Raw genomic sequence first — 24,903 nt, forward strand, 5'->3', positions numbered from 1 at the left:
TGCCGGGCAGGACGCATGGGCCTGCAAGACGAAGCGCCGCGACGCCCCGTTCCCCGATGAACGCGCCGTCCGGCGCTTTTTTTATGCCCGCGAAAAAACAACAACAGGGAGGGACATATGGGCGCAGTGGCAACACTCGAGGAACTGATGCGCCGCATCGGCCTCGACCAGGCGGAAGTCGACGAGCGCTGCCGCCTGCTCGACTGGCAGGGCCTGGATATGCAGCAGCTGAACGGCGCCGCAGCGACCATGGACAAGGCCCAGCAGGCGTTCGTCGAGCGCCTGTACCAGCACCTGGGCGGGTTTCCCGGGCCGGCCAGCCTGATCAGCGACGAGGCCACCCTGGCCCGCCTCAAACACAGCCAGCTGGACTACTACCAGCGCCTGTGGCGCGGCCCCTACGACAGCGACTACGTGGCCAGCCGCCTGCGCATCGGCCTGATCCACCAGGTCGCCGGGGTCGAGCTGAAGTGGTACCTGGGTGGCTACCGCCTGTACCTCGACTCGATGCTCGCCGAACTGTGTCCCGACGCCACCCAGCGGGCGCTGCTGGCCAGCCTGCTCAAGGTGGTGTTCTTCGACATGACCCTGGCCATCGACACCTACAGCGCCGCCCAGCGCAAGGCCCTGGAAGACAGCGAGGCGCGTTTCGCCCGGGCCCTGCGCGGGGCCAACGACGGCATCTGGGACTGGCACCTGGAACACGACCGGCTGTACGTCTCCGAGCGCTGGGCCGGCATGCTCGGGCTCAGCCGCGACAGCCTCGGCGAAGGCAGCGCCAGCTGGTTCTCACGGGTCCATCCGGACGACCTGCCCGGCCTGCGCCAGGCCATCGACGCGCACCTGCGCGGCAGCAGCGCGCTGCTCCACCACGAATACCGCATGCGCCGCAGAGCCGGCGACTACCTGTGGGTGCTGGCGCGCGGCGTGGCGGAGACCGATGCCAGCGGGCAACGCCGCATCGCCGGTTCGCAGAGCGATGTCAGCGCACGCAAGGCGGTCGAGCAGCAGCTGCGCCATGCCGCCCGCCACGACCCGCTGACCGGCCTGGCCAACCGCCTGCGCCTCGACGAACTGCTGGCGCAGGCCCTGCAGCAACTGGGCAAGGTCGGCGCGCGCCAGGCCGCCCTGCTGTTCATCGACCTCGACCGCTTCAAGCTGATCAACGACAGCCTCGGCCACTCGTGCGGCGACCAGGTGCTGGTCGAAGTCGGCCGGCGCCTCGGCCAGTGCCTGCGCCCCGGCGACCACCTGTGCCGCTTCGGCGGCGACGAGTTCGTCGTGCTGCTCACCGACATGGCCTGCGCCGGCGATGCCGAGCAGGTCGCCCAGCGCATGCTCGACAGCCTGCACCTGCCGCTGCACCTGGCCGAGCAGACCCTGGTGGTCAGCGCCAGCATCGGCATCGCCGCGCTGCAGGCCAGCGACGCCTCGCAGGATGCCCTGCAGGCCGCCGACCTCGCCCTGTACCGCGCCAAGCAGGCCGGCAAGGCGCAGTTCGCCCGCTACAGCGCCGAGCTGCAGACCCAGGCGCGGCACCAGCTGGAGCTGGAAAGCGCGCTGGGCCAGGCCCTCGACCGCGACGAATTCGTCCTGCACTACCAGCCGATCTGCCAGCTCGAACAGGGCGAGATCCGCCTGATCGGCGTCGAGGCCCTGCTGCGCTGGCGCCAGGGCGACAGCCTGGTGCCGCCGCAGGAGTTCATCCCCTCGCTGGAGGAGTCCGGGGAAATCCTCCGCGTCGGCGACTGGGTGCTGGCCCAGGCCTGCCGCCAGGTGCGCGCCTGGCAGCTGGCCGGGCAAACGCAGCTGCGCTGCGCGGTGAACCTGTCCAACCGCCAGCTGCAGCAGGACGATTTCGTCGCCCGGCTCACCGACATCCTCCTGGCCAGCGGCCTGCCGCCGGCCAGCCTGGTGCTGGAGATCACCGAGAGCCAGCTGATGCAGGACAGCACCGCCACCCTGATCACCCTGCGCGAGCTGGCCAGCCTCGGTGTGCGCCTGGCCCTGGACGACTTCGGCACCGGCTACTCCTCGCTCGGCTACCTCAAGCGCTTCCCCCTGCACATCCTCAAGGTCGACAAGAGCTTCATCGGCGGCGCGCCGCAGGATGCCGAGCTGGGCGCCATCAGCCGGGCGATCATCGGCCTGGGCCACAGCCTCGGCCTGGAGGTGGTGGCCGAGGGCGTGGAGCGTGCCGAACACCTGGAGTTCCTGCACGAGCAGGGCTGCCGGCTGGCCCAGGGCTACTGGTTCAGCCGGCCGCGCCCGGCCGCCGAGCTGCAGCGCCTGCTCAGCGGCGCAGACCGTTTCGAAGGATTGTGCGGCCAGCCGCCACTGAACACCCCCAACCTCGTACCCGCGGAACTCCAACAATGAAAATCAACCTGCCGGTCAGCCAGCGTGCAGTGGACGTGCCCGCCCACGCCAACATCCTGTCCACCACCGATCTCAAGGGGGCGGTCAGCTACGTCAACCCGGACTTCATCGCCATCAGCGGCTACAGCGAGGCCGAGCTGCTCGGCCGCAACCACAACATCGTGCGCCACCCGGACATGCCGCCGGCGGCCTTCGCCCACCTCTGGCAGACCCTCAAGGACGGCCGCGCCTGGATGGGCCTGGTGAAGAACCGCTGCAAGAACGGCGACCACTACTGGGTCAGCGCCTATGCCACGCCGGTGGTGCGCAACGGCCAGGTGGTGGAATACCAGTCGGTGCGCACCTGCGCCGACCCGGCCCTGGTGGCCCGCGCCGAGCAGCTCTACGCCGAACTGATCAAGGGACGTACGCCTCGCCAGTTGCGCCCGCCGCGCCTGGGCCTGGCCGCACGCCTCGGCCTGCTGGCTGCCGCGCCGGTGCTGGCGCTGGCCACGGCCCTCGGCCTGGGCGGCGCGCTGCCCCTGCTGCCGGCCCTGGGCGGCGGCCTGGCCCTGGCCGGGCTGCTCGGCGGCCTGCTGCAGCTGGGCCTGCGCCCGCTGGCGCAACTGACCCGCCAGGCCCGGCGCATCGCCGACAACCCGCTGAGCCAGTGGGTGTACACCGCACGCAACGACGAGTTCGGCCAGCTGGCCTTCGCCCTGCGCAGCCTGCAGGCCGAATCCGGCGCGGTGGTCGGGCGCATCGCCGACTCGGCGCGCCAGCTCAGCCAGGAAGCCAGCGAACTGGCCGCCGCGGTGGACAGCAGCAGCCAGGCCAGCCTGCAGCAGCAGGGCGAGACCGCCCAGGTGGCCAGCGCCATCAGCCAGATGGCGGCCAGCGTGCAGGAAGTGGCGCGCCACGCCCAGCTCAGCGCCAGCGCCGCCAGCGAGGCGGACCTGGAGACCGCCAACGGCCTGCAACTGGTCGAGCAGACCCGCCAGCTGATCGCCACGCTGGCCAGCGAAGTGCAGCAGAGCAGCCAGGTGATCCACCAGCTGGAACTGCACGGGCAGAAGATCAACCAGGTGCTGGACGTGATCCAGGGCATCGCCGAGCAGACCAACCTGCTGGCGCTGAATGCCGCCATCGAGGCGGCGCGAGCCGGCGAGGCCGGGCGCGGCTTCGCCGTGGTCGCCGATGAAGTGCGCGGCCTGGCCTCGCGCACCCAGCAGTCCACCGCCGAGATCAACGCCATCATCGGCACCCTGCAGCAGGGCACCGGGCAGGCGGTGGCGGCCATGCAGCGCAGCCAGCAGCAAGCCAGCGCCAGCGTCGAACAGGCCCTGCAGGCGGCCCAGGCCCTCGGCGGGATCAACCAGCGGGTCGGCCAGATCAGCGACATGAGCATCCAGATCGCCGCCGCCGTGGAGCAGCAGAGCGCGGTCGGCGACGATATCCAGCGCAACCTGTGCGGCATCCGCCAGGCCAACGAAAGCACCGTGGTGGCCAGCGACCAGAGCCGCAGCAGCGCCGAGCACGTGGCCGGCCTGGCCGAACGCCTGCAGCTGCTGGTGGAGCAGTTCTGGGGCCGGCAACAGCCGGGCTGAGGCGCGCCGCTCGCGGGGGCAGCGGGCCCGCCACGGCCTGACTGCCAGCGCGCCGGCATGCGATGATGCGCGCCCCCGCCATACCGCACCCAGCACTCCCATGCCGCACTGGAAACCCCTTTTTCTACGCCTGCTGTCCCTGCTGCAACGCTACCCCGGGCTGATTGCCGCCTTCGGCTTCTGCTCCGGGGTGGCCAGCTTCATCCTGGTCGACCGCCAGGAAGGGGTCGGCCGGGTGATCGCCGTGCTGATGCTGCTGAGCTGGGCCTGGCTGCTGCTCGAAGGCCTGCTGACGCGCAGCGCGGCGCGCTGGCTGGGGCTGGAGATCCCGCCCAAGCTGCTGCGCTACCTGACCCAGCTGATCCACCAGGAAAGCCTGTTCTTCGTCCTGCCGTTCTTCTTCGTCACCACCGCCTGGAACAGCGGCCAGCTGGTGTTCACCAGCCTGCTCGGCGCCGCCGCCCTGCTGGCGATCACCGACCCGCTGTACTACAGGTGGCTGGCGGCGCGGCGCTGGCTGTACCTGAGCTACCACACCCTGACCCTGTTCGCCGTGCTGCTCACCGCGCTGCCGCTGCTGCTGCAGCAGACCACCGCGCAGAGCTACCGCCTGGCCCTGGCCACCGCCCTGCTGCTGGCCGTACCGAGCCTGGCCGGCGAGCTGCGCCTGCACAGCTGGCGACGCTGGCTGGCGATGAGCGGCCTGATCGCCGCGCTGGGTGTCGGCGCCTGGCTGGCGCGGCCGTGGATTCCGCCGGCCACCCTGTGGCTGACCGACGTGGCGGTGAGTGCCGAACTGCAGCAACGCACCCCCGGACGCAGCCTGCGCCAGGTCGGCGTGCAGCAGCTGCGCAGCGAAGGCCTCTACGCCTACACCGCGATCAGCGCGCCGCGCGGGCTGAACGAGCGCATCTACCATGTCTGGCGGCATGAAGGCCTGGAGGTCGACCGCATCGCCCTAGACATCAACGGCGGGCGCCAGGGCGGCTACCGCGCCTGGACGCACAAGCGCAACTTCCCCAGCGCGGTGCTCGGCAACTGGCAGGTACAGGTGGTCACCGAGACCGGCCAGCAGATCGGCGTGCTGCGCTTCGAGGTGGTCGAGTAGCAGACACGCCGGCCGCCGGGCCCCGGCGACCGGCACGCGCCTCAGGCCTCCAGCGCCGCCGCCGGGCCGAAGAACTCGTAGCGGGTCTGCTGCTCCGGCACGCCCAGCTCGCGCAGGTCACGCTTGATCTGGGCCATGAACGGCTTGGGCCCGAGGAAGTAGGCATCCACATCGCGCTCGGCCGGCAGCCAGGCCTGCAGCTGCTCGCGGCCGAGACGGCCGCTGGCATCGCCGCCATCGCCGGCACGGCGCTCCTCGAAACAGTAGAAGCGCTGCAGCTGCGGGTGCTGCGCGGCCAGCTCATCGACCCGCGCGGCAAACGCCTGCACCCCGGCATGCCGCGCGCAGTGGATGAAGCGGATCGGCCGGCCGCTGTGCACCGCGTCTTCCAGCATGGCCAGCAGCGGGGTGATGCCGACCCCGGCACTGATCAGCAGCAGCGGCTTGCGCGACGGCGTCAGGCTGAAGTCGCCGGCCGGGGCGAACAGCTCCAGCTGGTCGCCCACCTGCACCCGGTCATGCAGGTAGCTGGAGACCCGCCCGCCGGCCTCGCGCTTGACGCTGATGCGGTACTCGCGGCCGTTCGGCGCGGCCGACAGCGAGTAGTTGCGGCGCACTTCCTCGCCGTCCAGCTGCAGGCGCAGGCCGATGTACTGGCCGGGGGCGAAATCGACCACGGCGCCGCCGTCGCTGGGCTGCAGATGGAAAGAGGTGATTTCCTCGCTCTCCGCCACCTTGCCCACCACGCGGAACAGCCGGCCGCCGCGCCAGCCGCCGGGGGCGCGTTCGGTGGCGGCATAGACTTCCTCCTCGGCGCCGATCAGCAGCTCGGCCAGCTGGCCGTAGGCGGCGGCCCAGGCGTCGATCACCGCGTCGCTGGCGATTTCGGCGCCGAGCACCTCGCGGATCGCCCGCAGCAGGCAGCTGCCGACTATCGGGTAGTGCTCGGGCAGGATCTGCAGCGAGACATGCTTGTTGACGATCTGCCCGACCAGCGGGCCGAGTTCCTGCAGGCGGTCGATATGCCTGGCGTACATCAGCACGCCGTTGGCCAGGGCGCGCGGCTGGTCGCCGCTGGCCTGGTGGGCCTGGTTGAACAGCGGGCGCACCTCGGGGTACTCGCCGAGCATCAGGCGGTAGAAGTGGCTGGTCAGCGCTTCGCCGCCGCTTTCCAGCAGCGGTACGGTGGCCTTGATGATCGCGATCTGTTCGCCGGACAGCATGGGGTAACTCCTTGATTGCACGCAGGTTTGAATTCTGCCGAGAACAAACCACGAAGCATGCCAGTTATTTGCCCTATATAAATCAGTGAGTTATGCGCTATGTTGTGCTTTAGACAGCAGCCGCTACGCTGTCATTCAGACCGCATGGAGTCATTATGACTACGCCATTACTGCAGGCCCTGCTGCCGCTGGTGGACGACCTCAGCCGCGAGCTGAGCGAGGGCGAACGCTACCGCCGCCTGCTCAGCGCCCTGCGTACGCTGATCCCCTGCGACGCCAGTGCGCTGCTACGCCTGGAGGGCGAGCAGCTGATCCCGCTGGCGGTGGACGGCCTCAGCACCGACACCCTCGGCCGGCGCTTCCTGGTCGGCGAACACCCGCGCTTCCAGGCGCTGCTGGCCCAGCCGGGGCCGACCCGCTTCGCCGCCGACAGCGGCTTGCCCGACCCCTACGACGGCCTGGTCGAGCGCCATGCCGGGCAACTGGAAGTGCACGATTGCCTGGGCTGCCCGCTGTTCATCGACGAGCAGCCCTGGGGCCTGCTGACCCTCGACAGCCTCGACCCGGCGCGCTTCGCCCAGAGCGACCTGGACAACCTGGAAACCTTCGCCCGCCTGGCCGCCGCCAGCGTGCGCGCCAGCGGCCGGCTGCTCAACCTGAGCCGCCAGGCCGCCGCCGAGCACCAGCTGGCCGAACGCTACCGCGCGGTGGCCGGGCAGGTCGCGCATGCCGAGCTGATCGGCCAGAGCGCCGCGTTCAAGCGCCTGCTGCGGGACATCGACACGGTGGCCGGCAGCGACCTGACCGTGCTGATCGGCGGCGCCACCGGGGTCGGCAAGGAGCTGGTGGCGCAGACCCTGCACGCCCGCTCGCTGCGCGCCGCCCAGCCGCTGATCAGCCTCAACTGCGCGGCGCTGCCGGAAGCCCTGGTGGAAAGCGAGCTGTTCGGCCATGTGCGCGGCGCCTTCTCCGGCGCGCTCAGCGAACGCAGCGGCAAGTTCGAGCTGGCCGACGGCGGCACCCTGTTCCTCGACGAAGTCGGCGAGCTGCCGCTGGCGGTGCAGGCCAAGCTGCTGCGGGTGCTGCAGAGCGGCCAGCTGCAGCGCCTGGGCTCGGACCGCGAGCACCGGGTGGACGTGCGCATCCTCGCCGCGAGCAACCGCGACCTGGCCGAGGAAGTGCGCGCCGGGCGCTTTCGCGCCGACCTCTACCACCGCCTGAGCGTCTACCCGCTGCTGGTGCCGCCGCTGCGCGAGCGCGGCCGCGACGTGTTGCTGCTGGCCGGCTGCTTCCTCGAACAGAACCGCGCACGCCTCAACCTGCGCGGCCTGCGCCTGAGCGCCGAGGCCCAGGCCGCGCTGCTGGCCCATGCCTGGCCGGGCAACGTGCGCGAGCTGGAACACCTGATCGGCCGCGCCGCGCTCAAGGCCCTGGCCCGCCAGCCACAGCGCCCGCGCATCCTCAGCCTGGAAGTGGCCGACCTCGATCTGCTGCCGGTCGCCGCGGTGCCGACCAGCAGCCCGAACCCGCCGCCCGGCAGCAGCGCCGTCGACCTGCGCCAGGCCGTCGACGCCTACCAGCGCCAGCTGATCCAGGCCGCCCTGCAGCGCCAGCAGGGCAACTGGGCCGCCAGCGCGCGCGAGCTGGGCCTGGACCGCGCCAACCTGCATCGCCTGGCCAGCCGCCTGGGGCTGAAGTAGCCTCGTCCGGACGGCCTGGCGCACCCTACAAAAGCGCAACAGTCCCGAGGAGGCAGACGCTTAGCCGAAGAACCAGTAGCACACGCCGATGGCCGCCAGCACCCCGGCCAGGTCGGCAACCAGGGCGCAGCCCACCGCGTGGCGGGCGCGCTGGATGCCGACCGCGCCGAAGTACACGGCCAGCACGTAGAAGGTGGTCTCGGTGCTGCCCTGCACGGTGGCGGCCACCAGCGCCGGGAAGCTGTCGACGCCATGGGTCTGCATGGTCTCAATCAGCATGGCGCGCGCCGCGCTGCCGGAGAACGGCTTGACCAGGGCGGTGGGCAGGGCATCGACGAAGCGGGTGTCCCAGCCGGCCCATTCGATCAGGCTGCGGATGCCGTCCAGGCCGAAATCCAGGGCGCCGGAGGCGCGCAGCACGCCGATCGCGCAGAGCATGGCGACCAGGTAGGGCAGCAGGTTCTTGGCCACGTCGAAGCCTTCCTTGGCCCCCTCGACGAAGGTTTCGTAGACCGGCACCCGGCGCAGCCAGCCGACCAGCAGGAACAGCAGGATCAGGCCGAACAGCACCAGGTTACCGAGCAGCGACGACAGCGCCGCCAGGGCCGTGGCAGACAGGCCGCCGAGCAGGGCCATGAAACCACCCAACAACAAGGCTCCTGGAATCAGGTAGGCCAGCACCACCGGGTCCCACAGGCGCAGGCGCTGCATCAGCGCCACCGAGAGCAGGCCGGCCAGGGTCGAGGCACAGGTGGCCAGGAGGATCGGCAGGAACACCAGGGTCGGGTCGTCGGCACCCTGCTGCACCCGGTACATGAAGATCGACACCGGCAGCAGGGTCAGCGACGAAGCGTTGAGCACCAGGAACAGGATCTGCGCGTTGCTCGCCACTGTGGCGCTGGGGTTGAGCTCCTGCAGGGCCTTCATCGCCTTGAGGCCGATCGGCGTGGCGGCGTTGTCCAGGCCCAGGCCGTTGGCGGCGAAGTTGAGGGTGATCAGGCCGAGCGCCGGATGGCCGCGCGGCACATCCGGCATCAGCCGGGCGAACAGCGGGCCGAGGGCGCGGCCGAGCAGGTCGACCAGGCCGGCCTGCTCGGCGATGCGCAGAAAGCCCAGCCACAGGGTCAGGGTGCCGAACAGCACCACCATCAGCTCGACCGAGACCTTGGCCATGGTGAACAGGCTCTCGACCATGGCCGCCCACACCGCCACGTCGCCGCCGATCCAGCGCACCAGCGCGGCGAGCGTCGCCACCACGAAGAATCCCAGCCACAGGCCATTGAGCATCGGTCACCCCCAGTCGATGGCGCGGATGATAGCGGGGCCGGCCAGCGGCGGCCATCCATCAGGCCCGACACCCGGCCGGCACGGGCCGGCACGGCGAAAAAGCCATGAAAAGCGCACGCCGACTGTGCCACTGTACCGAGAGCCACTCGCGGCGGATGACGCCCTCAACCTCAGGAGTACAGGGATGAAACACTTGATGCTCGCTCTCGGCCTCGGCGGCAGCCTGCTGCTGGCCGGCTGCGCCAGCCAGACCACCCAGCCCGAGCAATACTCGGGCTTCCTCGGCGACTACTCGCAGCTGCAGGCGACCACCTCGGCCAGCGGCGCGCCGGTGATGCGCTGGGTCTCGCCGGACTTCAAGCTGGCAAACTACAGCTCGATCCTGGTGGAAGAACCGCAGTTCTACCCGGCGCCGACGCCGAGCGAGCAGGTCAGCCAGGGCGCCCTGAACGAAATCGCCAGCTACCTGCAGCAGGCCCTGAAGCGGGAAATGCAGGGACGCCTGGTGGTGGTCGAACAGGCCAACCACGACAGCCTGGTGATGCGCAGTGCGATCACCGCGGTGGACGTCTCCGCCGAAGGCCTTAAAGTCTACGAGGTCATCCCCATCGCCCTGGTCGCCGCCGCCGCCAGCACCGCCGCCGGCACCCGCGACCGCAGCACCGAGATCTATGTCGAGATCGAAGTGCTGGACGCCCGCACCAGCAAGCCGGTGGCCCGGGTGGTGCGCAAGGGCCACGGCCTGGACCTGGAGAACCAGAGCACCCAGCTGCGCCTCGACGACCTCAAGCCGGCACTGGATGTCTGGGCGCGCGACGCGCGCAACTTCCGCCCCTGAGCCGGGCCCGGCACACCCGGCTGCTCGCAGCCGCTCTGCGATCTGGCGAGCTGGAGCCTGTGGTTAACCCAGCGAGGCCGACGCGCAGCCGATCATGGAGCGGCTCTCAACCGCCAGGCTGGTTGAGCACCTGTAGGATGGCGGCGGTTTCCGCGTCCGGCTCGCCGTCGTAGCGGGCCGGGCGGTACTTCATCTGCAAGGCCGCCAGCACGTTGCGCGTGGCCTCGTCCAGCACGCCGCTCTGCGGCGTGACGAAGCCCAGCCGCTGCAACTGCGCCTGGAACCAGGCCGCATCCGGCAGGGCCGTGGCGAAGCGCGCCTGCTCGCGGGCCACGGCGGCGGCATCCGGCCAACGGATCAGCCCGGCCTCGGCCAGGCGCCGCCAGGGAAACAGCGGGCCCGGGTCGACCTTGCGCTGCGGGGCGATGTCGCTGTGGCCGATGATGCTGTCGGGCGGCAACTGGTGACGCTGCACCAGATCCTTGAGCAGCGCGATAAGCGCGTCGATCTGCGCCTCGCTGTAGGGCTGCCAGGCCCGCCCGTTGGGCCCCTCGGCATAGCCCTGGTTGACCAGCTCGATGCCCAGGGTGCTGGCGTTCAGCCAGGTACGCCCCTGCCAGGCACTGTCGCCGGCATGCCAGGCGCGGCGGTCCTCGTCGACCAAGCGGTAGATGGTCGGCGGGTTGGCGTCGATCAGGTAATGGCTGCTCACCTCGCCCTCGGTCAGCAGGGCCAGGGAATGGGCCAGGTCGGTCGAGGTGTAGTGCAACACGATGTACTGCACCCGGCTGCTCTGGCTGCGTGCACTGAAACTGTCGTTGATCGACGGGCCGCTGCTGCAGGCGGCCAGGAGCAGGGCGGTGAGGGCGAGGAAGACGAGGCGCATCGGGGTCGGCACGGCTGGCGGTCGGGCACGCAGTTTAACCCGCCGCCCGGCCGCTGCGGCACGGCTCAGGGGGCGATATGTAACACGCTTTGCAGGTTGTCCAGGAGCATGTCGACGCTGAGCATGATCAGCAGCATGCCGGTCAGGCGCTCCACCGCCGTCAGGCCGCGCACGCCGAGGAAGCGCTGCAGCCAGGAGGCCTGCAGGAGAATCAGCGCGGTGCCCAGCCAGGCCAGGCCGACGGCCAGATACAGCTCCCACAAGGCGCCTTCGTGGGTATTGCGCAGGGTCATCAGCACCGCCAGCGCCGAGGGCCCGGCCACCGCCGGCGTGGCCAGCGGCACCAGCATCGGCTCGCCGTCCGGCAGGTCGCCGAGCACGCCCTCGGGGCGCGGGAAGATCAGGCGCATGGCAATGACGAACAGGATGATGCCGCCGGCAATCGCCGTGGCCTCGCGCGACAGGCCGAGGCCGCTGAGGATCTTGTCGCCGAAGGTGAGGAACAGCATCAGCAGGGCCAGGGCGAACAACAGCTCGCGCAGTGCCACGCGCATGCGCCGCTCGGGAGCGACATTCTTCAGGGCGGCGAGGAAAATGGCGATGTTGCCGAACGGGTCGGTGACTAGAAACACCAGAACGGCGATGCCGAAAATATCCATGTTCCACTCTCTTGCGCAAATACCCAGTTTAGCCGGCCGCGGCCAGCCAGGCGACGCCTGCGGCAGGCGGGCGCGCAACAGGCATTGCCCAGCGCCCTAGGCCACCAGGATGCGGTTGCGCCCTTGGCCCTTGGCCCGGTACAGCGCCTGGTCGGCACGCTCGAACACCTGCTCGGCCGATTCGCCAGTGGCAAAGGCGGTGATGCCGCCCGACAGGGTGATGGTCACCCGCTCGCCGCGAAAGTGAAAGGGACAGGCCTCGATGGCCGTGCGCAGGGTTTCCATCAGCTGCTGGCCGCCCGCCAGCGGGGTGGTGGGGACCAGCAGGACAAACTCCTCGCCGCCGAAGCGGGCGATGAAGTCGGTCTTGCGCAGGCGCTTGCCCAGTTCGCTGGCGATGATCTTCAGCACCTTGTCGCCGGCCAGGTGGCCGTAGCCATCGTTGATCCGCTTGAAGTGGTCGACATCCAGCACCGCCAGCAGCAGCTCGCCGCCGTAGCGCTGCCAGCGCGCCACCTCCAGCTCCAGGCGTTCGCTCCAGCCGGCGCGGTTGGGCAGGCCGGTGAGCGGGTCGATCAGGGCCTTCTGCCGCTGCTCCTCGAGGTGATCGCGGAACACCTGGGCCTCCTGCTCCATCTCCGCGACCCGCTGTACCAGGGCCTGCAGGCGCTCGGCGACATCGGCCTCGCGCCCCTCGCGCTGGCGCTGGTGCTCGGCGACGGTGGTCAGCAGGCCGTCGAGGCGCGTCTCCAGGACGTGCTTGAGCTCGTCCAGGTCGGCCGCCCCCTGCACGCTGGCCTGCAAGCCGCCGACCTGTTCGCGCAGCTCCAGGTTGAAGCTGCGCGCGCTCTCGATCGACTCGCTGTAGCCCTCGTGGGCCTCGCTGAGGGTGCCGAGGAAGGCCGCCAGGCGCTCGTTGAGCTGCTTCAGGTAGCCAGCAAACTCGCGCTGGCCGCTGTCGGTCACCGCCAGCACCAGCACCGCCAGATCGTCCAGCAGCGGCACCAGCTCGTACCAGTTCAGGCCACCCTGCAGGCGCTCGCGCAGGGCCTCGCCCTGCGGCTGGTGGCGCGCCGGCAGCTCCAGTTCGTCGAGCAGGCCCAGCAGGCTTTGCGCCACATGCACCGCCACCGCGCTATAACCGGGCTCGGCCGACTCCGGCAGGGCATAGGCCGGGTCGTCGCTGCCGGTGAAGAAGCGCGCATCCAGCGGCAGGCTGTCGAGGATGGCGACCGGCTTGAGCGGCGCCGGCATTGCCCCGGGAACGACCTGCGGCAGCGCTGGCGCCGCGGCCTCGGCCACCGGCGCAGGGGCCGGCGGGATAGGCGGCGGACTCGGCGCGGCGGCCTGCGCCGGCTCGGCAACTTCTGTCGGCGCCGGTGCAGTGCTCGAAGCCTGGGGCTCGGCGGTGGCGGCCTCGTCGCGACCGCCGAACAGGCGCTGCAGCAGGCCGGGGCGGGCGACCTGGTCGCTGCCCAGCACTTCCAGCACCTTGTGCTGCAGGCTGCTCAGCTCGGCCAGCAGGGCCGGCAGCTCGCGGGACTGGCGGGCCCGCTCGTCGATGCGCTTGGCGAACTGCTTGAGCGCCTTGCGCACCTCGCGCGGCAGCTCCAGGGCCAGCAACTGCGCGGTCAGGCCGGTGATGCCGGCGACATTCTGCTCGCTGCGTTGCTGGCGGCGCTGCTCGGAGTCGAGCACGGCCTTTTCCAGGCGCGGGATCAGTGCAGCCAGGCCGGCATCCATCTGCTCGCCACGGATGATCTCGCGCAGCTCGCGCATGCACTGGTCGACTGCCTTGTCCGCGCCCTCGGCGGCCAGGGAGCTGCGCACCAGGCCGCGGCGCAGCAGATCGAGGCGGGCCTCCCAGCGCTGCTCCAGCCTTTCCTGCTGCTCCAGGTTCTCGAGGTATTTGGCTTTCCAGCGCTGGGCATCATCGGTCATGGCAGTGATCCAGTGGCGAGCGGTTTCGGCTGGGGAGCCAGCGCGCCGCACAACGCGGCCGGCAGACGGATATCGACGGCGACCGGCAGATGGTCGGAAATCGGCTGGCTGAGCACCGCCACCCGCTCCAGGGCCAGGCCCGGGCTGAGCAGGATATGGTCGAGGCAGCGTTGCGGCCGCCAGCTGGGAAAGGTCGCCTCGACCTGCGGCGCGAGCAGGCCGAGGTCGCGCAGTGGCGAGTGCTGCAGCAGGTCGAGGGCATGGGTGTTCATGTCGCCCATCAGCACCTGGTGGCGATAGCCGCCGATCAGCTCGCGGATGTAGGCCAGCTGGCGGGTGCGGGTGCCCGCGCCCAGCGCCAGGTGCATGACCACCACCGCCAGCGCGTCCGCGCCTTCGCCAAACGCCAGCAGGATCGCCCCGCGCCCCGGCGGGCCGGGCAGCGGATGGTCTTCCAGTCGGCACGGGCGCAAGCGGCTGAGCACGCCATTGCTGTGCTGGGCGAAACGCCCGAGGTTGCGGTTGAGTTGCTGGTACCAGTAGGGGAAGGCGCCGAGCTCGGCCAGGTGCTGGACCTGGTTGACGAAGCCGGAGCGCAGGCTGCCGCCATCGACCTCCTGCAGGGCCACCAGGTCGTAGTCGCCGAGCAGCGCGCCGATCTTCTGCAGGTTGCCGGCACGTCCGCGGTGCGGCAGCAGGTGCTGCCAGCCGCGGGTCAGGTAGTGGCGATAGCGCTCGGTGCTGATGCCGACCTGGATATTGAAGCTGAGCAGGCGCAGCAGGCCGTCACAGGGCAGACCGGTGGAGTCCGCACAGCGGCCGTTGACCTGCGGCGGGTGCAGGCCAATCGGACGCCCGGAACTCCAGCGGCGCAGCATGGCGGGATACTCAGCGAGCGGCGCGCTCTTTGTCGATGAGGAAGTCGGCCACCTGCAGCAGCTGCTCTTCGCCGCCGGCGCTGCGCACGTCGAAACGATACTTGCCGCCGACGATCAGCACCGGTACGCCGCTGATCTGGTAGGCCTTGGCCAGCTGGCGGGCCTTGGTCATCTGGCCTTTCACGGCGAAGGAGTTGTAGGTGCTGAGGAAGGCCTCGGCATCGACGCCCTGGCCGGCGAGGAATTCGGCCATCTCTTCCGGATCGGCCAGTTTCTTGCCTTCCTTGTGGATGGCGTCGAACACCGCCTTGTGCACCTTCTGCTCGACCTTCATCAGGTCGAGGGTGATGAACAGCTGGCCGTGGATATCCCAGGTACGCCCGAACAGGGCCGGGATGCGCACGAAGTTGACGTCGGCCGGCAGCTTCTCGGCCCAGGCATTGAGGGTCGGCTCGAGCTGGTAGCAATGCGGGCAGCCGTACCAGAACAGCTCGACCACCTCGATCTTGTCCGGCTGCGAGACCGGTACCGGCGTCGCCAGCTCGACATACTGCTTGCCGGCGGTGAACGGCCCGGCTTCGATCGACTCGGCCTGGGCAGCGAGGCTGAACAGGCTGAGGCTGGCGAGGGCGGCACTGAAAATCAGGTTACGCATGCATGACTCCTTGGCAAATGGATGCCGCTCGGGGCGGACCCGGGTTCGACCGGCGGCCCGGGTGCGGGTTCCTGCATTGTAGCGGCGCCGCCCACAAAAAAGGGTGGCCGTGGCCACCCTTTTTCAGACGCTCGCACAGGCCGTAGAACCTGTTTACGATCTCACGAGCTAGAGCCAGACAAGGAGAAAACAGCCGAGGAAACGGAGTTTACGAGCTGTAAATGAGCATTCCGAGGCTGTTTTTAACGCCATATGGCCGACGCGCAGCAGATCGTAGGCAGGTTCTTAGTGCAGGCCCTGGATATAGCTGGATACCGCGGCGATATCCTTGTTGCTCAGCTTGGCGGCAATGGCGCGCATGATCAGCGTGTCGCCGTCATTGGTGCGGTTGCCTTCGCGGAAGTCGGTGAGCTGCTTGGCCACATAGGCGGCATGCTGGCCACCCAGTTGCGGGAAGCCCGCCAGGTCGTTGCCCGCGCCGTTCGGCGAGTGGCAACCGGTGCAGGCCGGCATGCCCTGATCCAGCTTGCCGCCGCGGAACAGTTCCTCACCACGCGCGACCAGGGCCGGATCGGCGGCGCCGACGCTCATGCTCTGGCTGGCGAAGTAGGCGGCGATGTCGGCCAGATCCTGGTCGCTGAGGTTGGTCAGCAGGCCGGTCATTTCCAGCACCTGACGCTTGCCGCCCTTGATGTCATTCAGCTGCTTGAGCAGGTAGCGCTCGCCCTGGCCGGCCAGTTTCGGGAAGTTCGGGGCGGCGCTGTTGCCGTCCGCAGCATGGCAGGCGCCACACACAGCAGTCTTCGCCTTACCGGCTTCGGCGTCGCCGACGATCGCGGCATCGCCTGCAGCATACGCAGCAGAGGAAATGCCCAGGCTCAACAGCAGACTCACGAGTACTTTGTTCATCAGCTAATCCAATAACGGCTAGAGGTAAAAGAAATTTCTGCGGGACTACTCGCTCATCAACTTAATGACGGCCTGGTAATCCTCTGCAGTGCAGTCCATGCACAAGCCACGCGGCGGCATGGCATTGAAACCGTTGGTCACGCTCTGTACCAGCGCGTCCATGCCCTTGGCCACGCGTGGCTCCCAGGCAGCCTTGTCGCCACGCTTGGGCGCCATCGGCAATTGGCCATTGTGACAAGCCATGCAGGCCTTGGCATACACCGCCTCGGGATCCTGCGCGGCCTGCACGTTAACGGACAGAGCGCAAAGCGCGGCGGCAACGATCAATACTTTTTTCATGGGCCAACCTCATCAGGGTTAGGAACGCTCTGCGTTCTATCGCGCAGCTAATTATGTCGTTCCCGGAACAACGGACGGGACAAAGCGCACACAAAATCTGCGGCATTATATACTGGCGTCGCTGAAACGGAAGCGACACCATGCCGCGCCCCACGCTGGCGCCCGGCTCAACCGGAAAATCCCCATGCAACCCAAGAATCCCATCATCGGCCTGTGCCAACAGGCTGCCTTCATGATCAGTGCGGCCAAGGTCGACCAGTGCCCGCCGGACGAGGGCTTCGAAGTGGCCTTCGCCGGGCGCTCCAACGCTGGCAAGTCGAGTGCGCTGAACACCCTGACCCATGCCAACCTGGCACGCACCTCGAAGACCCCGGGGCGCACCCAGCTGCTCAACTTCTTCACCCTGGACGAAGAGCGCCGCCTGGTCGACCTGCCCGGCTACGGCTATGCCAAAGTGCCAATTCCGCTCAAACAGCACTGGCAGCGCCATCTGGAAGCCTACCTGAGCAGCCGCGAGAGCCTGGCCGGATTGATCCTGATGATGGACATCCGCCATCCGCTCACCGAGTTCGACCGCATGATGCTCGACTGGTCCCAGGCCAGCCACATGCCCCTGCATATCCTGCTGACCAAGGCCGACAAGCTGACCTTCGGCGCCGCCAAGAACGCCCTGCTCAAGGTTCGTCAGGACATCCACAAGGGCTGGGGCACGGACGCCAGCATCCAGCTGTTCTCGGCCCCCAAGCGCCAGGGCGTCGAGGAGGCACAGGCTGTGCTGGCTGGATGGATGGGGCTGCTCGAGGAAGAAGAGGAAGACCAGCAGGACGCTGAGTAAGGCCCGGCTGCGTCTACGCGCAGCAAATCGCAGGGCAAAAATTGCCGGGAGCAATTTCGACGGCCCGAAGGGTCTCCACCAGGAATGCTGGAGACAAAAAAAACCCCGGGCTTCGTATGGGGAGGAGAAGACCGGGGTTCAATTCTGAACCGCTAGGGCGGGGTTCAGAGATCTGCCAACACTAGAACACACATTAGGAGCATCGAAGGGCTACATGCCATTCGTAAACTCTGACCGGTGCCGGCAGCGGATAGTTCAGCCACTTTTTAAATCGCATTGCGATAAACAGTGCTTTGAAAGACCGAAAAGAGCTAAACAGCCGCACGGCTGCGACCCCATGCCGCAGCCCTTGGCCAGGTGATCAGTGTGCCTCGTCCCAGTTGTCACCCACCCCGGCCTCGACCAGCAGCGGCACGTCCAGCGTCGCGGCGCCGCTCATCAGCGGCAGCAGGCCGGCCTTGAGCGCCTCGACCTGATCCTCGCGCACCTCCAGCACCAGTTCGTCGTGGACCTGCAGGATCACCTTGGCATCCAGGCCGGACTGCGGCAGCCAGGCGTCCACGGCAATCATCGCGCGCTTCATGATGTCCGCCGCGGTGCCCTGCATCGGCGCGTTGATCGCGGTGCGCTCGGCGCCCTTGCGCAGCGACGGGTTCTTCGCCTGGATGTCCGGCAGGTACAGGCGGCGGCCGAACAGGGTTTCCACAAAGCCCTGCTGCGCCGCCTGCTCGCGGGTGCGCTCCATGTAGGCCAGTACGCCGGGATAGCGGTGGAAGTACACGTCGATATAGGCCTGCGCCTGCTTGCGATCACAGCCGATCTGCTTGGCCAGGCCAAAGGCGCTCATGCCGTAGATCAGGCCGAAATTGATCGCCTTGGCGCTGCGCCGCTGGTCGCTGGTCACCTCGTCCAGGGCCACGCCGAACACCTCGGCGGCGGTCGCCTTGTGCACGTCGCGGCCGTGGCGGAAGGCGTCCAGCAGCCCCTCGTCCTGGGCCAGGTGAGCCATGATGCGCAGCTCGATCTGCGAGTAGTCGGCCGCCACCAGCTTGTAGCCCTTGGGCGCGACGAAGGCCTGGCGGATGCGCCGGCCCTCGGCGGTGCGGATCGGGATGTTCTGCAGGTTCGGGTCGCTGGATGACAGGCGCCCGGTGGCGGTTACGGCCTGGTGGTAGCTGGTGTGGATGCGCCCGGTGCGCGGATTGATCTGCTCCGGCAGGCGATCGGTGTAGGTGCTTTTCAGCTTGCTCAGGCTGCGGTACTGCATCAGCACCTTGGGCAGCTCGTAGTCCTGCTCGGCCAGCTCGGCCAGCACCGCCTCGGCGGTGGAGGCCTGGCCGGTGGCGGTCTTGCTGAGGATCGGCAGGCCGAGCTTTTCGTAGAGGATCGCGCCGAGCTGCTTGGGCGAGCCCAGGTTGAACTCCTCGCCGGCGATCGCATAGGCCTGGCGCTCCAGCTCGACCAGGCGCTCACCCAATTCGACGCTGTGCTGGCCGAGCAGCCTGGCGTCGACCAGCGCGCCCTGGCGTTCGATGCGCGCCAGCACCGGCACCAGCGGCATCTCGATCTCCTGCAGCACCCTGGCCAGCGCCGGGGTCTGCTGCAGCCTGGCCCACAGGCACTGGTGCAGGCGCAGGGTCACGTCGGCGTCTTCGGCGGCGTAGGGCCCGGCCTGTTCCAGGGCGATCTGGTCGAAGGTCAACTGCTTGGCGCCCTTGCCGGCGATGTCCTCGAAGCGGATGGTGCTGTGGTCGAGGTACTTCATGGCCAGGCTGTCCATGTCGTGGCGCGTCGCGGTGGAATCCAGCACATAGGATTCGAGCATGGTGTCGAAGGCCACGCCCTGCACACTGATCGGTGTCGAGGCATTGGCCAGCACGTTGATGTCGTACTTGGCGTGCTGGCCGACCTTGGCCTTGGCCGGGTCCTCGAGGATCGGCTTGAGCGCGCGCAGCACCGCGTCGCGGTCCAGCTGCGCCGGCACGCCCATGTAGCTGTGCGCCAGCGGCACATAGGCGGCCTCGCCGGCTTCGACCGCGAAGGACACGCCGACCACCTGGGCCTGCTGCGGGTCGAGGCTGGTGGTCTCGGTATCGAAGGCGATCAGCTCGGCGGCCTGCAGCTTGTCCAGCCAGGCATCGAAGCGGGCCTGCTCCAGCACGGTTTCATAGCGCGCCTCGCTGCCGGCCGGCGCTGCTGTCGGCTCGCCCTCCGCGACGGCCGCTGCCGGCTCGTCGAACAGCCCGCCAGTGGCCACGACCGGCCTGGCGGCCGCCTTGGCCGGCGGCTTGCCCTGCGCCTGGCCGCGCTGCAGCTCGTCCAGCCAGCCGCGGAACTCCAGCTCGCTGTACAGCGCCACCAGCGCCTCGCGGTCCGGCTCGCCCGGATGCAGGTCGTCGATGGCGATATTCAGTTCGAGGTCGATCTTGATGGTCGCCAGCTGGTAGGACAGGTAGGCCATGTCCTTGTGCTCGATCAGCTTGGCCGGCAGGGTCTTGGCGCCGCGGATCGGCAGCTCCGGGACCTTGTCGAGGTTGGCGTAGAGCACGTCGAGGCCGCCACCGACGCCGACCAGCAGGCCCAGCGCGGTCTTCTCGCCGACCCCCGGCACACCGGGGATGTTGTCGACCTTGTCGCCCATCAGTGCCAGGTAGTCGATGATCAGTTCCGGGCCGACGCCGAACTTGGCCCTGACCCCCTCGATGTCGTAGACGCTGCCGGTCATGGTGTTGACCAGGGTCACGTGCGGGCAGACCAGCTGGGCCATGTCCTTGTCGCCGGTGGAGATCACCACGTCGCGGCCCTCGGCCGCGCACTGGCGAGCCAGGGTGCCGATCACGTCGTCGGCCTCCACGCCTTCGACGCACAGCAGCGGGTAGCCGAGCGCGCGCACGCTGGCATGCAGCGGCTCGACCTGGCCACGCAGCTCTTCCGGCATCGGCGGGCGGTTGGCCTTGTAGTGCTCGAACATGGCGTCGCGGAAGGTCCCGCCCTTGGCGTCGAAGACCACGGCGAAGGGGCTGTCCGGGTACTGCTTGCGCAGGCTCTTGAGCATGTTCAGCACGCCCTTCACCGCGCCGGTCTGCAGGCCCTTGGAGGTGGCCAGCGGCGGCAGGGCATGGAAGGCGCGGTACAGGTAGGAGGAACCGTCGACCAGAACCAGGGGGGTGTTAGACATGCGCAGGATCAACCTTTTGCCAGGGGCGGGCGCTAGAATGAACCCACCAACCAGAGAAAGGGACAAGGTTACCATGCGCGTACTCAACCGCCTGTTGCTCACCGGCCTGCTGGCCATCAGCCCGCTGTATGCCATCGCCGCCGAGGATGCACCGGGCGCCGACCCGGACGTGACCATCCGCCAGGACGGCGACAAGACCATCACCGAATACCGGCAGAACGGCTTCCTCTACGCCATCAAGGTCACCCCGAAAGTCGGCAAGCCCTACTTCCTGGTGCGCGCCGACGGCAGCGAGGGCAACTTCATCCGCTCCGACCAGCCGGACATGCTGATCCCGGCCTGGGAAATCTTTAAGTGGTAACTGCCGGCGGCGGGCCACGGCCCGCCACCCCGCACCTCGGAGGCTAATGCCATGTCGGTCTTCACCCCGCTGGAACGCCACGAACTGGAAGCCTTCCTCGAGCCCTACGGGCTGGGGCGGCTGAAGGACTTCCAGGGCATCAGCGCCGGCACCGAGAACAGCAACTTCTTCGTTAGCCTGGACGGTGGCGAATACGTGCTGACCCTGGTCGAGCGCGGCCCGCGCGCCGACCTGCCGTTCTTCATCACCCTGCTCGAGCGCCTGCACCAGGCCGGCCTGCCGGTGCCCTACGCGATCCCCACGCAGAGTGGCGAAACCCTGCGCGAGCTGGCGGAAAAACCCGCCCTGCTGCAGCCACGCCTGGCCGGCAAACATGTCGGCCAGCCCAACGCCCACCACTGCGCCGAGATCGGCAGCTGGCTGGCGCGCCTGCACCTGGCCACCCAGGGCGACATCCTCGAACGGCGCAGCGACCGCGGCCTCGACTGGATGCTCGAGGAAGGCCCGATGCTGGCCCTGGAGCTGCACGACGAACAGCTGCCGCTGCTGCGCGACAGCCTGCACGAGGTCGCCGAACTGAAGGAACGCATCCTCGCCCTGCCGCGGGCCAACCTGCACGCCGACCTGTTCCGCGACAACGCGCTTTTCGACGGCAACCAGCTGGCCGGGGTGATCGACTTCTACAACGCCTGCTCGGGGCCGATGCTCTATGACCTGGCGATCACCGTGAACGACTGGTGCTCGCGGGCCGACGACAGCCTTGATGCGCCGCGCGCCCGCGCCCTGCTCGGTGCCTACGCCAGCCTGCGTCCGTTCAACCGCGCCGAGGCCGAGTTGTGGCCGGCCATGCTGCGCATCGCCTGCCTGCGCTTCTGGCTGTCGAGGCTGATCGCCGCGCGGCGCTTCCAGGGCCGCGACGTGCTGGTCAAGGACCCGGGCGAATTCCAGCGCCGCCTGGCGCAGCGCCAGCAGGTCAGCCTGGCCCTGCCCTTCGCCCTGTGAGGCCCTGCCTCAGAGGCTTTCCAGGCAACCGGCCAGCTGCTGGCCGAGATTTTCCAGCAACTGCTCGTAGCCCTGCGCCGATACCGCCAGGCTGCCACCCATGGCGTCCATTTCCGCCAGCCTGACCGGCAGGCCGGCGCTCAGGGTTTGCGCCAGGCGCGGGCGCAGCGGCGGCTCGCTGAACACGCAGCTCGGCCCGGCCGCCTGCAGGCGCTCACGCATCGCCGCCACGTGCCGCGCGCCCGGTTGCACCTCGGCGGCCACGCTGAATACCCCGGCGTGCTTGAGGCCATAGGCGGCCTCGAAGTAGTCGTAGGCCTCGTGGAAGACGAAGTAGGGCTTGCCGGCCACCTTGTCCAGGCGCGCGTGCAGGCGCTGGTCGAGGGCATCCAGGCGCGCGCCGAAGGCGGCCAGGTTGCTCTGGTAGCGCGCGGCATTGGCCGGGTCGGCCTGGGCCAGGTCGGCGGCCATCTTCGTCGCTATCACCCGGGCGTTGTGCGGCAGCAGCCAGAGGTGGGCATCCAGCGTGCCGGGGCGGTGGTCGTGGTCGTGCTCATCGGTCGCCGCCTCATGCTCGTCATGCCCGGGCTCGGCGTGCTCATCGGCATGCTCGCCCTCGCCGCTCTCCACCTTGGAAAAATGGCGCAGCTGCAAACCCGGCAAGTTCTGCACGGCCACGTTCGGCAGGCTGCGACCCTGCAGCACGCGCGGCAGGAAGCTCTCCATGTCCGGGCCGATCCAGTACAGCAGGGTGACGCCGTGGACCCGCCGCACATCCGAGGGACGCAGGGCGAAACGGTGCGGCGAGGCGCCCGGCGGCAGCAACACGGCGGGCGTGCCGACACCCTCCTGCACGGCGGCAGCGATCAGCTGCAGCGGCTTGATGCTGGTCAGCAGCTGCACCTCGGCGCGGGCGGACAGGGAAAACAGGCAAAGCAGGACAAGGGCGAACAGACGCGACACGACGGCAACACTCGGCGGATAAAGAGTTATAGAATAACGTCTCTTACCCCGGACGTCGCCGCCCATGCTCAAACCCCATACCGCCAACACCCCGCTGGCCTGCCTGCCACACGACCACTCGCACTGCGTCAGCAGCGCCCTGGCCGAGGCCGATGCGCTCTGCGCCAGGCAGGGCACGCGCCTGACCGCCCTGCGCAAGCGCGTGCTGGAGCTGGTCTGGCAGAGCCACAAGCCGCTGGGCGCCTACGACATCCTCGGCGTGCTGAGCGAGGAAGACGGCCGCCGCGCCGCACCGCCGACCGTCTATCGGGCGCTGGATTTCCTCCAGGAGAACGGCCTGGTCCATCGCATCGCCTCGCTCAACGCCTTTATCGGCTGCGTGCGCCCGGAGCATGCGCACCAGGGCCAGTTCCTTATCTGCAAAAGCTGTCATACGGCCATCGAACTGGAGCTGCCGAGCATCAGTCAGGCGATTGTCGCCGGCGCCAAAGCAGTGGGCTTCGTGGTGGAAAGCCAGACCGTGGAAATCGTCGGCCTGTGCGCCAGTTGCCGGGAGGCGGCATGAGCGAAGTACTGGTCCAGCTCGACGGCGTCGGCGTCGGCTTCGCCGGGCAGCGCGTGCTGCAGGATGTGCAGCTGACCGTACGCGCCGGCGAGATCGTCACCCTGATCGGCCCCAACGGCGCCGGCAAGACCACCCTGGTGCGCGCCGTGCTCGGCCTGCTCAAGCCGGACAGCGGCCGGGTGCAGCGCAAGGCGCGCCTGCGCATCGGCTACATGCCGCAGAAGCTGCACGTCGACCCGACCCTGCCGCTGTCGGTGCTGCGCTTCCTGCGCCTGGTGCCGGGCGTCGACCGCGCCGCGGCGCAGGCGGCGCTGGCCGAGGTCGGCGCCGAGCAAGTGATCGACAGCCCGTTGCAGGGCATTTCCGGCGGCGAGCTGCAACGCGTGCTGCTGGCCCGAGCCCTGCTGCGCGAGCCCGAGCTGCTGGTGCTCGACGAGCCGGTACAGGGCGTCGACGTGGCCGGCCAGGCCGAGCTGTATCGCCTGATCACCCGCCTGCGCGACCGCCACGGCTGCGGCGTGCTGATGGTCTCCCACGACCTGCACCTGGTGATGAGCACCACCGACCAGGTGGTCTGCCTGAATCGCCACGTGTGCTGCTCCGGCCACCCGGAACAAGTCAGCAACGACCCGGTGTTCGTCGAGATGTTCGGCCAGGATGCCAAGAGCCTGGCCATCTACCACCACCACCACGACCACAGCCACGACCTGCATGGCGCGGTGGTCGATCAACCCGGCCTGACCATTCACGGCCCGGCCCATGTCCACGGCCCAGGCTGCAAACACTGATGCCCGATTTCCTCCTCAACGCCCTGCTCGCCGGCCTGGCCCTGGCCCTGGTCGCCGGCCCACTGGGTTCCTTCGTCGTGTGGCGGCGCATGGCCTATTTCGGCGACACCCTGTCCCATGCCGCCCTGCTCGGCGTGGCCCTCGGTCTGCTGCTGGACGTCAGCCCGACCCTGGCGGTGACCGCCGGCTGCCTGCTGCTGGCCGTGCTGCTGGTGACCCTGCAACAGCGCCAGCCGCTGGCCTCGGACACATTGCTGGGCATCCTCGCGCCGACCACCCTGTCATTAGGACTCGTCGTCCTGAGCTTTATGGACGAGGTGCGCATCGACCTGATGGCTTACCTGTTCGGCGACCTGCTGGCCGTCGGCCCCGGCGACCTGGCCTGGATCATCGGCGGCGCCGTGCTGGTCCTGGCTCTGCTGCTGCCGCTGTGGCGTCAGCTGCTGGCGATCACCGTGCACGAGGAACTGGCGCGGGTCGAAGGCCTGCCGGTGGCGGCCCTGCGCCTGGCGCTGATGCTGCTGATCGCGGTGGTTATCGCGGTGGCGATGAAGATAGTCGGGGTGCTGCTGATCACCTCGCTGCTGATCATTCCGGCCGCCGCCGCCCAGCGCCACGCGCGTACCCCGGAACAGATGGCCGTGGGCGCCAGCGTGCTGGGCATGCTCGCGGTAGCTGTGGGCTTGAGCCTTTCCTGGTACCAGGACACGCCCGCCGGGCCGTCCATAGTTGTGGCCGCTGCCGCACTTTTCCTGCTGAGTTTTGTGCTCCCCCGTCGGGCCCGTTAGTATTGGGCGTTTTTTGCCCAAACAGATACGCAACG

Annotated in this window: 21 protein-coding genes and 2 pseudogenes; 12 read left to right on the forward strand and 11 right to left on the reverse strand. The window is 68.8% G+C overall.

What is annotated here, in order from left to right; translation table 11 throughout:
• The first annotated feature begins 117 nt into the window (after window positions 1-117).
• The 4 genes and pseudogenes from GV001_RS00985 to GV001_RS00995 all read left to right on the forward strand — a co-directional run bounded on the left by GV001_RS00985 (window position 118) and on the right by GV001_RS00995 (window position 5,073).
• On the forward strand, window positions 118-2,379 hold the full coding sequence (locus GV001_RS00985) for a bifunctional diguanylate cyclase/phosphodiesterase (protein WP_160077247.1): 2,262 nt from the start codon (window positions 118-120) through the stop codon (window positions 2,377-2,379).
• Window positions 2,376-3,080: pseudogene (locus GV001_RS20270) on the forward strand (PAS domain-containing protein); the annotation flags it as partial. The gene GV001_RS00985 and the pseudogene GV001_RS20270, both read left to right, overlap by 4 nt.
• Before the next feature lie 354 nt (window positions 3,081-3,434).
• A pseudogene (locus tag GV001_RS20275) lies at window positions 3,435-3,965 on the forward strand (methyl-accepting chemotaxis protein); the annotation flags it as partial.
• Between the two features lie 100 nt (window positions 3,966-4,065).
• Window positions 4,066-5,073 carry a DUF5924 family protein gene (locus GV001_RS00995; protein ID WP_160077251.1) on the forward strand — a complete coding sequence of 336 codons (1,008 nt, stop codon included), beginning with the start codon at window positions 4,066-4,068 and terminating at the stop codon, window positions 5,071-5,073.
• A gap of 41 nt (window positions 5,074-5,114) precedes the next feature.
• On the opposite strand, the gene hmpA is transcribed toward GV001_RS00995, so the two are convergent.
• Window positions 5,115-6,296, reverse strand: coding sequence for an NO-inducible flavohemoprotein (hmpA, locus tag GV001_RS01000; protein ID WP_160077253.1), 1,182 nt, complete (start codon window positions 6,294-6,296; stop codon window positions 5,115-5,117).
• Between the two features lie 152 nt (window positions 6,297-6,448).
• On the opposite strand from hmpA, the gene norR reads away from it, so the two are divergent.
• Window positions 6,449-7,996 (forward strand): nitric oxide reductase transcriptional regulator NorR, encoded by a 1,548-nt coding sequence (gene norR, locus GV001_RS01005; RefSeq protein WP_160083099.1) that lies wholly within the window; start codon window positions 6,449-6,451, stop codon window positions 7,994-7,996.
• A 60-nt stretch (window positions 7,997-8,056) separates the two neighbouring features.
• On the opposite strand, the gene GV001_RS01010 is transcribed toward norR, so the two are convergent.
• Window positions 8,057-9,283 carry a nucleoside recognition domain-containing protein gene (locus GV001_RS01010; RefSeq protein ID WP_160077255.1) on the reverse strand — a complete coding sequence of 409 codons (1,227 nt, stop codon included), beginning with the start codon at window positions 9,281-9,283 and terminating at the stop codon, window positions 8,057-8,059.
• Between the two features lie 184 nt (window positions 9,284-9,467).
• Between GV001_RS01010 and GV001_RS01015 the strand changes: the two genes are divergently transcribed.
• Window positions 9,468-10,121, forward strand: a complete 654-nt coding sequence (locus GV001_RS01015) for a DUF3313 domain-containing protein (RefSeq protein ID WP_160077257.1) — start codon at window positions 9,468-9,470, stop codon at window positions 10,119-10,121.
• Window positions 10,122-10,227: 106 nt separating this feature from the next.
• Here the strand turns inward: GV001_RS01015 and GV001_RS01020 are convergent, their stop codons facing one another.
• From GV001_RS01020 to GV001_RS01050, 7 genes are all read right to left on the reverse strand, one after another.
• Window positions 10,228-11,007 carry an N-acetylmuramoyl-L-alanine amidase gene (locus tag GV001_RS01020; RefSeq protein ID WP_160077259.1) on the reverse strand — a complete coding sequence of 260 codons (780 nt, stop codon included), beginning with the start codon at window positions 11,005-11,007 and terminating at the stop codon, window positions 10,228-10,230.
• 65 nt (window positions 11,008-11,072) lie between these two features.
• Window positions 11,073-11,666, reverse strand: coding sequence for a MarC family protein (locus GV001_RS01025; RefSeq protein WP_160077261.1), 594 nt, complete (start codon window positions 11,664-11,666; stop codon window positions 11,073-11,075).
• Window positions 11,667-11,762: 96 nt separating this feature from the next.
• On the reverse strand, window positions 11,763-13,607 hold the full coding sequence (locus GV001_RS01030) for a GGDEF domain-containing protein (RefSeq protein ID WP_160077263.1): 1,845 nt from the start codon (window positions 13,605-13,607) through the stop codon (window positions 11,763-11,765).
• On the reverse strand, window positions 13,604-14,485 hold the full coding sequence (locus tag GV001_RS01035) for an endonuclease/exonuclease/phosphatase family protein (RefSeq protein ID WP_178091790.1): 882 nt from the start codon (window positions 14,483-14,485) through the stop codon (window positions 13,604-13,606). Before GV001_RS01035 ends, GV001_RS01030 begins: the two co-directional genes overlap by 4 nt.
• Window positions 14,486-14,495: 10 nt before the next feature.
• Window positions 14,496-15,140 (reverse strand): thiol:disulfide interchange protein DsbA/DsbL, encoded by a 645-nt coding sequence (locus GV001_RS01040; RefSeq protein ID WP_160077265.1) that lies wholly within the window; start codon window positions 15,138-15,140, stop codon window positions 14,496-14,498.
• Window positions 15,141-15,425: 285 nt separating this feature from the next.
• Window positions 15,426-16,049, reverse strand: coding sequence for a cytochrome c (locus GV001_RS01045; protein ID WP_160077267.1), 624 nt, complete (start codon window positions 16,047-16,049; stop codon window positions 15,426-15,428).
• A gap of 45 nt (window positions 16,050-16,094) precedes the next feature.
• The gene (locus GV001_RS01050; RefSeq protein ID WP_160077269.1) at window positions 16,095-16,388 is read right to left on the reverse strand and encodes a cytochrome c5 family protein; all 294 of its coding nucleotides are present in this window, start codon (window positions 16,386-16,388) and stop codon (window positions 16,095-16,097) included.
• 184 nt (window positions 16,389-16,572) lie between these two features.
• Here GV001_RS01050 and yihA point away from each other — a divergent pair, with 184 nt between their 5' ends.
• On the forward strand, window positions 16,573-17,223 hold the full coding sequence (yihA, locus tag GV001_RS01055; protein ID WP_160077271.1) for a ribosome biogenesis GTP-binding protein YihA/YsxC: 651 nt from the start codon (window positions 16,573-16,575) through the stop codon (window positions 17,221-17,223).
• Between the two features lie 361 nt (window positions 17,224-17,584).
• On the opposite strand, the gene polA is transcribed toward yihA, so the two are convergent.
• A complete protein-coding gene (gene polA / locus GV001_RS01060; RefSeq protein WP_160077273.1) occupies window positions 17,585-20,401 on the reverse strand; it encodes a DNA polymerase I in 2,817 nt (938 codons plus the stop codon).
• Window positions 20,402-20,474: 73 nt separating this feature from the next.
• Here polA and GV001_RS01065 point away from each other — a divergent pair, with 73 nt between their 5' ends.
• Both GV001_RS01065 and GV001_RS01070 read left to right on the forward strand, forming a co-directional pair.
• Complete coding sequence (locus GV001_RS01065; RefSeq protein WP_160077275.1) at window positions 20,475-20,762, forward strand: DUF2782 domain-containing protein; 288 nt, start codon at window positions 20,475-20,477, stop codon at window positions 20,760-20,762.
• A gap of 51 nt (window positions 20,763-20,813) precedes the next feature.
• Complete coding sequence (locus tag GV001_RS01070; protein WP_160077277.1) at window positions 20,814-21,764, forward strand: homoserine kinase; 951 nt, start codon at window positions 20,814-20,816, stop codon at window positions 21,762-21,764.
• Window positions 21,765-21,773: 9 nt separating this feature from the next.
• Here the strand turns inward: GV001_RS01070 and GV001_RS01075 are convergent, their stop codons facing one another.
• On the reverse strand, window positions 21,774-22,727 hold the full coding sequence (locus GV001_RS01075; RefSeq protein WP_372238502.1) for a zinc ABC transporter substrate-binding protein: 954 nt from the start codon (window positions 22,725-22,727) through the stop codon (window positions 21,774-21,776).
• Window positions 22,728-22,791: 64 nt separating this feature from the next.
• Between GV001_RS01075 and zur the strand changes: the two genes are divergently transcribed.
• From zur to znuB, 3 genes are read left to right on the forward strand one after another with little or no spacing between them, the layout of a single operon-like run.
• Window positions 22,792-23,292 carry a zinc uptake transcriptional repressor Zur gene (gene zur / locus GV001_RS01080; RefSeq protein ID WP_160077281.1) on the forward strand — a complete coding sequence of 167 codons (501 nt, stop codon included), beginning with the start codon at window positions 22,792-22,794 and terminating at the stop codon, window positions 23,290-23,292.
• Complete coding sequence (znuC, locus tag GV001_RS01085; protein ID WP_160077283.1) at window positions 23,289-24,080, forward strand: zinc ABC transporter ATP-binding protein ZnuC; 792 nt, start codon at window positions 23,289-23,291, stop codon at window positions 24,078-24,080. Before zur ends, znuC begins: the two co-directional genes overlap by 4 nt.
• Window positions 24,080-24,868: a zinc ABC transporter permease subunit ZnuB gene (gene znuB, locus GV001_RS01090; protein ID WP_160077285.1), complete on the forward strand. Its 789-nt coding sequence runs from the start codon at window positions 24,080-24,082 to the stop codon at window positions 24,866-24,868. Before znuC ends, znuB begins: the two co-directional genes overlap by 1 nt.
• The last annotated feature ends 35 nt before the right edge of the window (window positions 24,869-24,903 follow it).

This window comes from Pseudomonas sp. 8AS (assembly GCF_902506505.1).
Taxonomy (GTDB): domain Bacteria; phylum Pseudomonadota; class Gammaproteobacteria; order Pseudomonadales; family Pseudomonadaceae; genus Aquipseudomonas.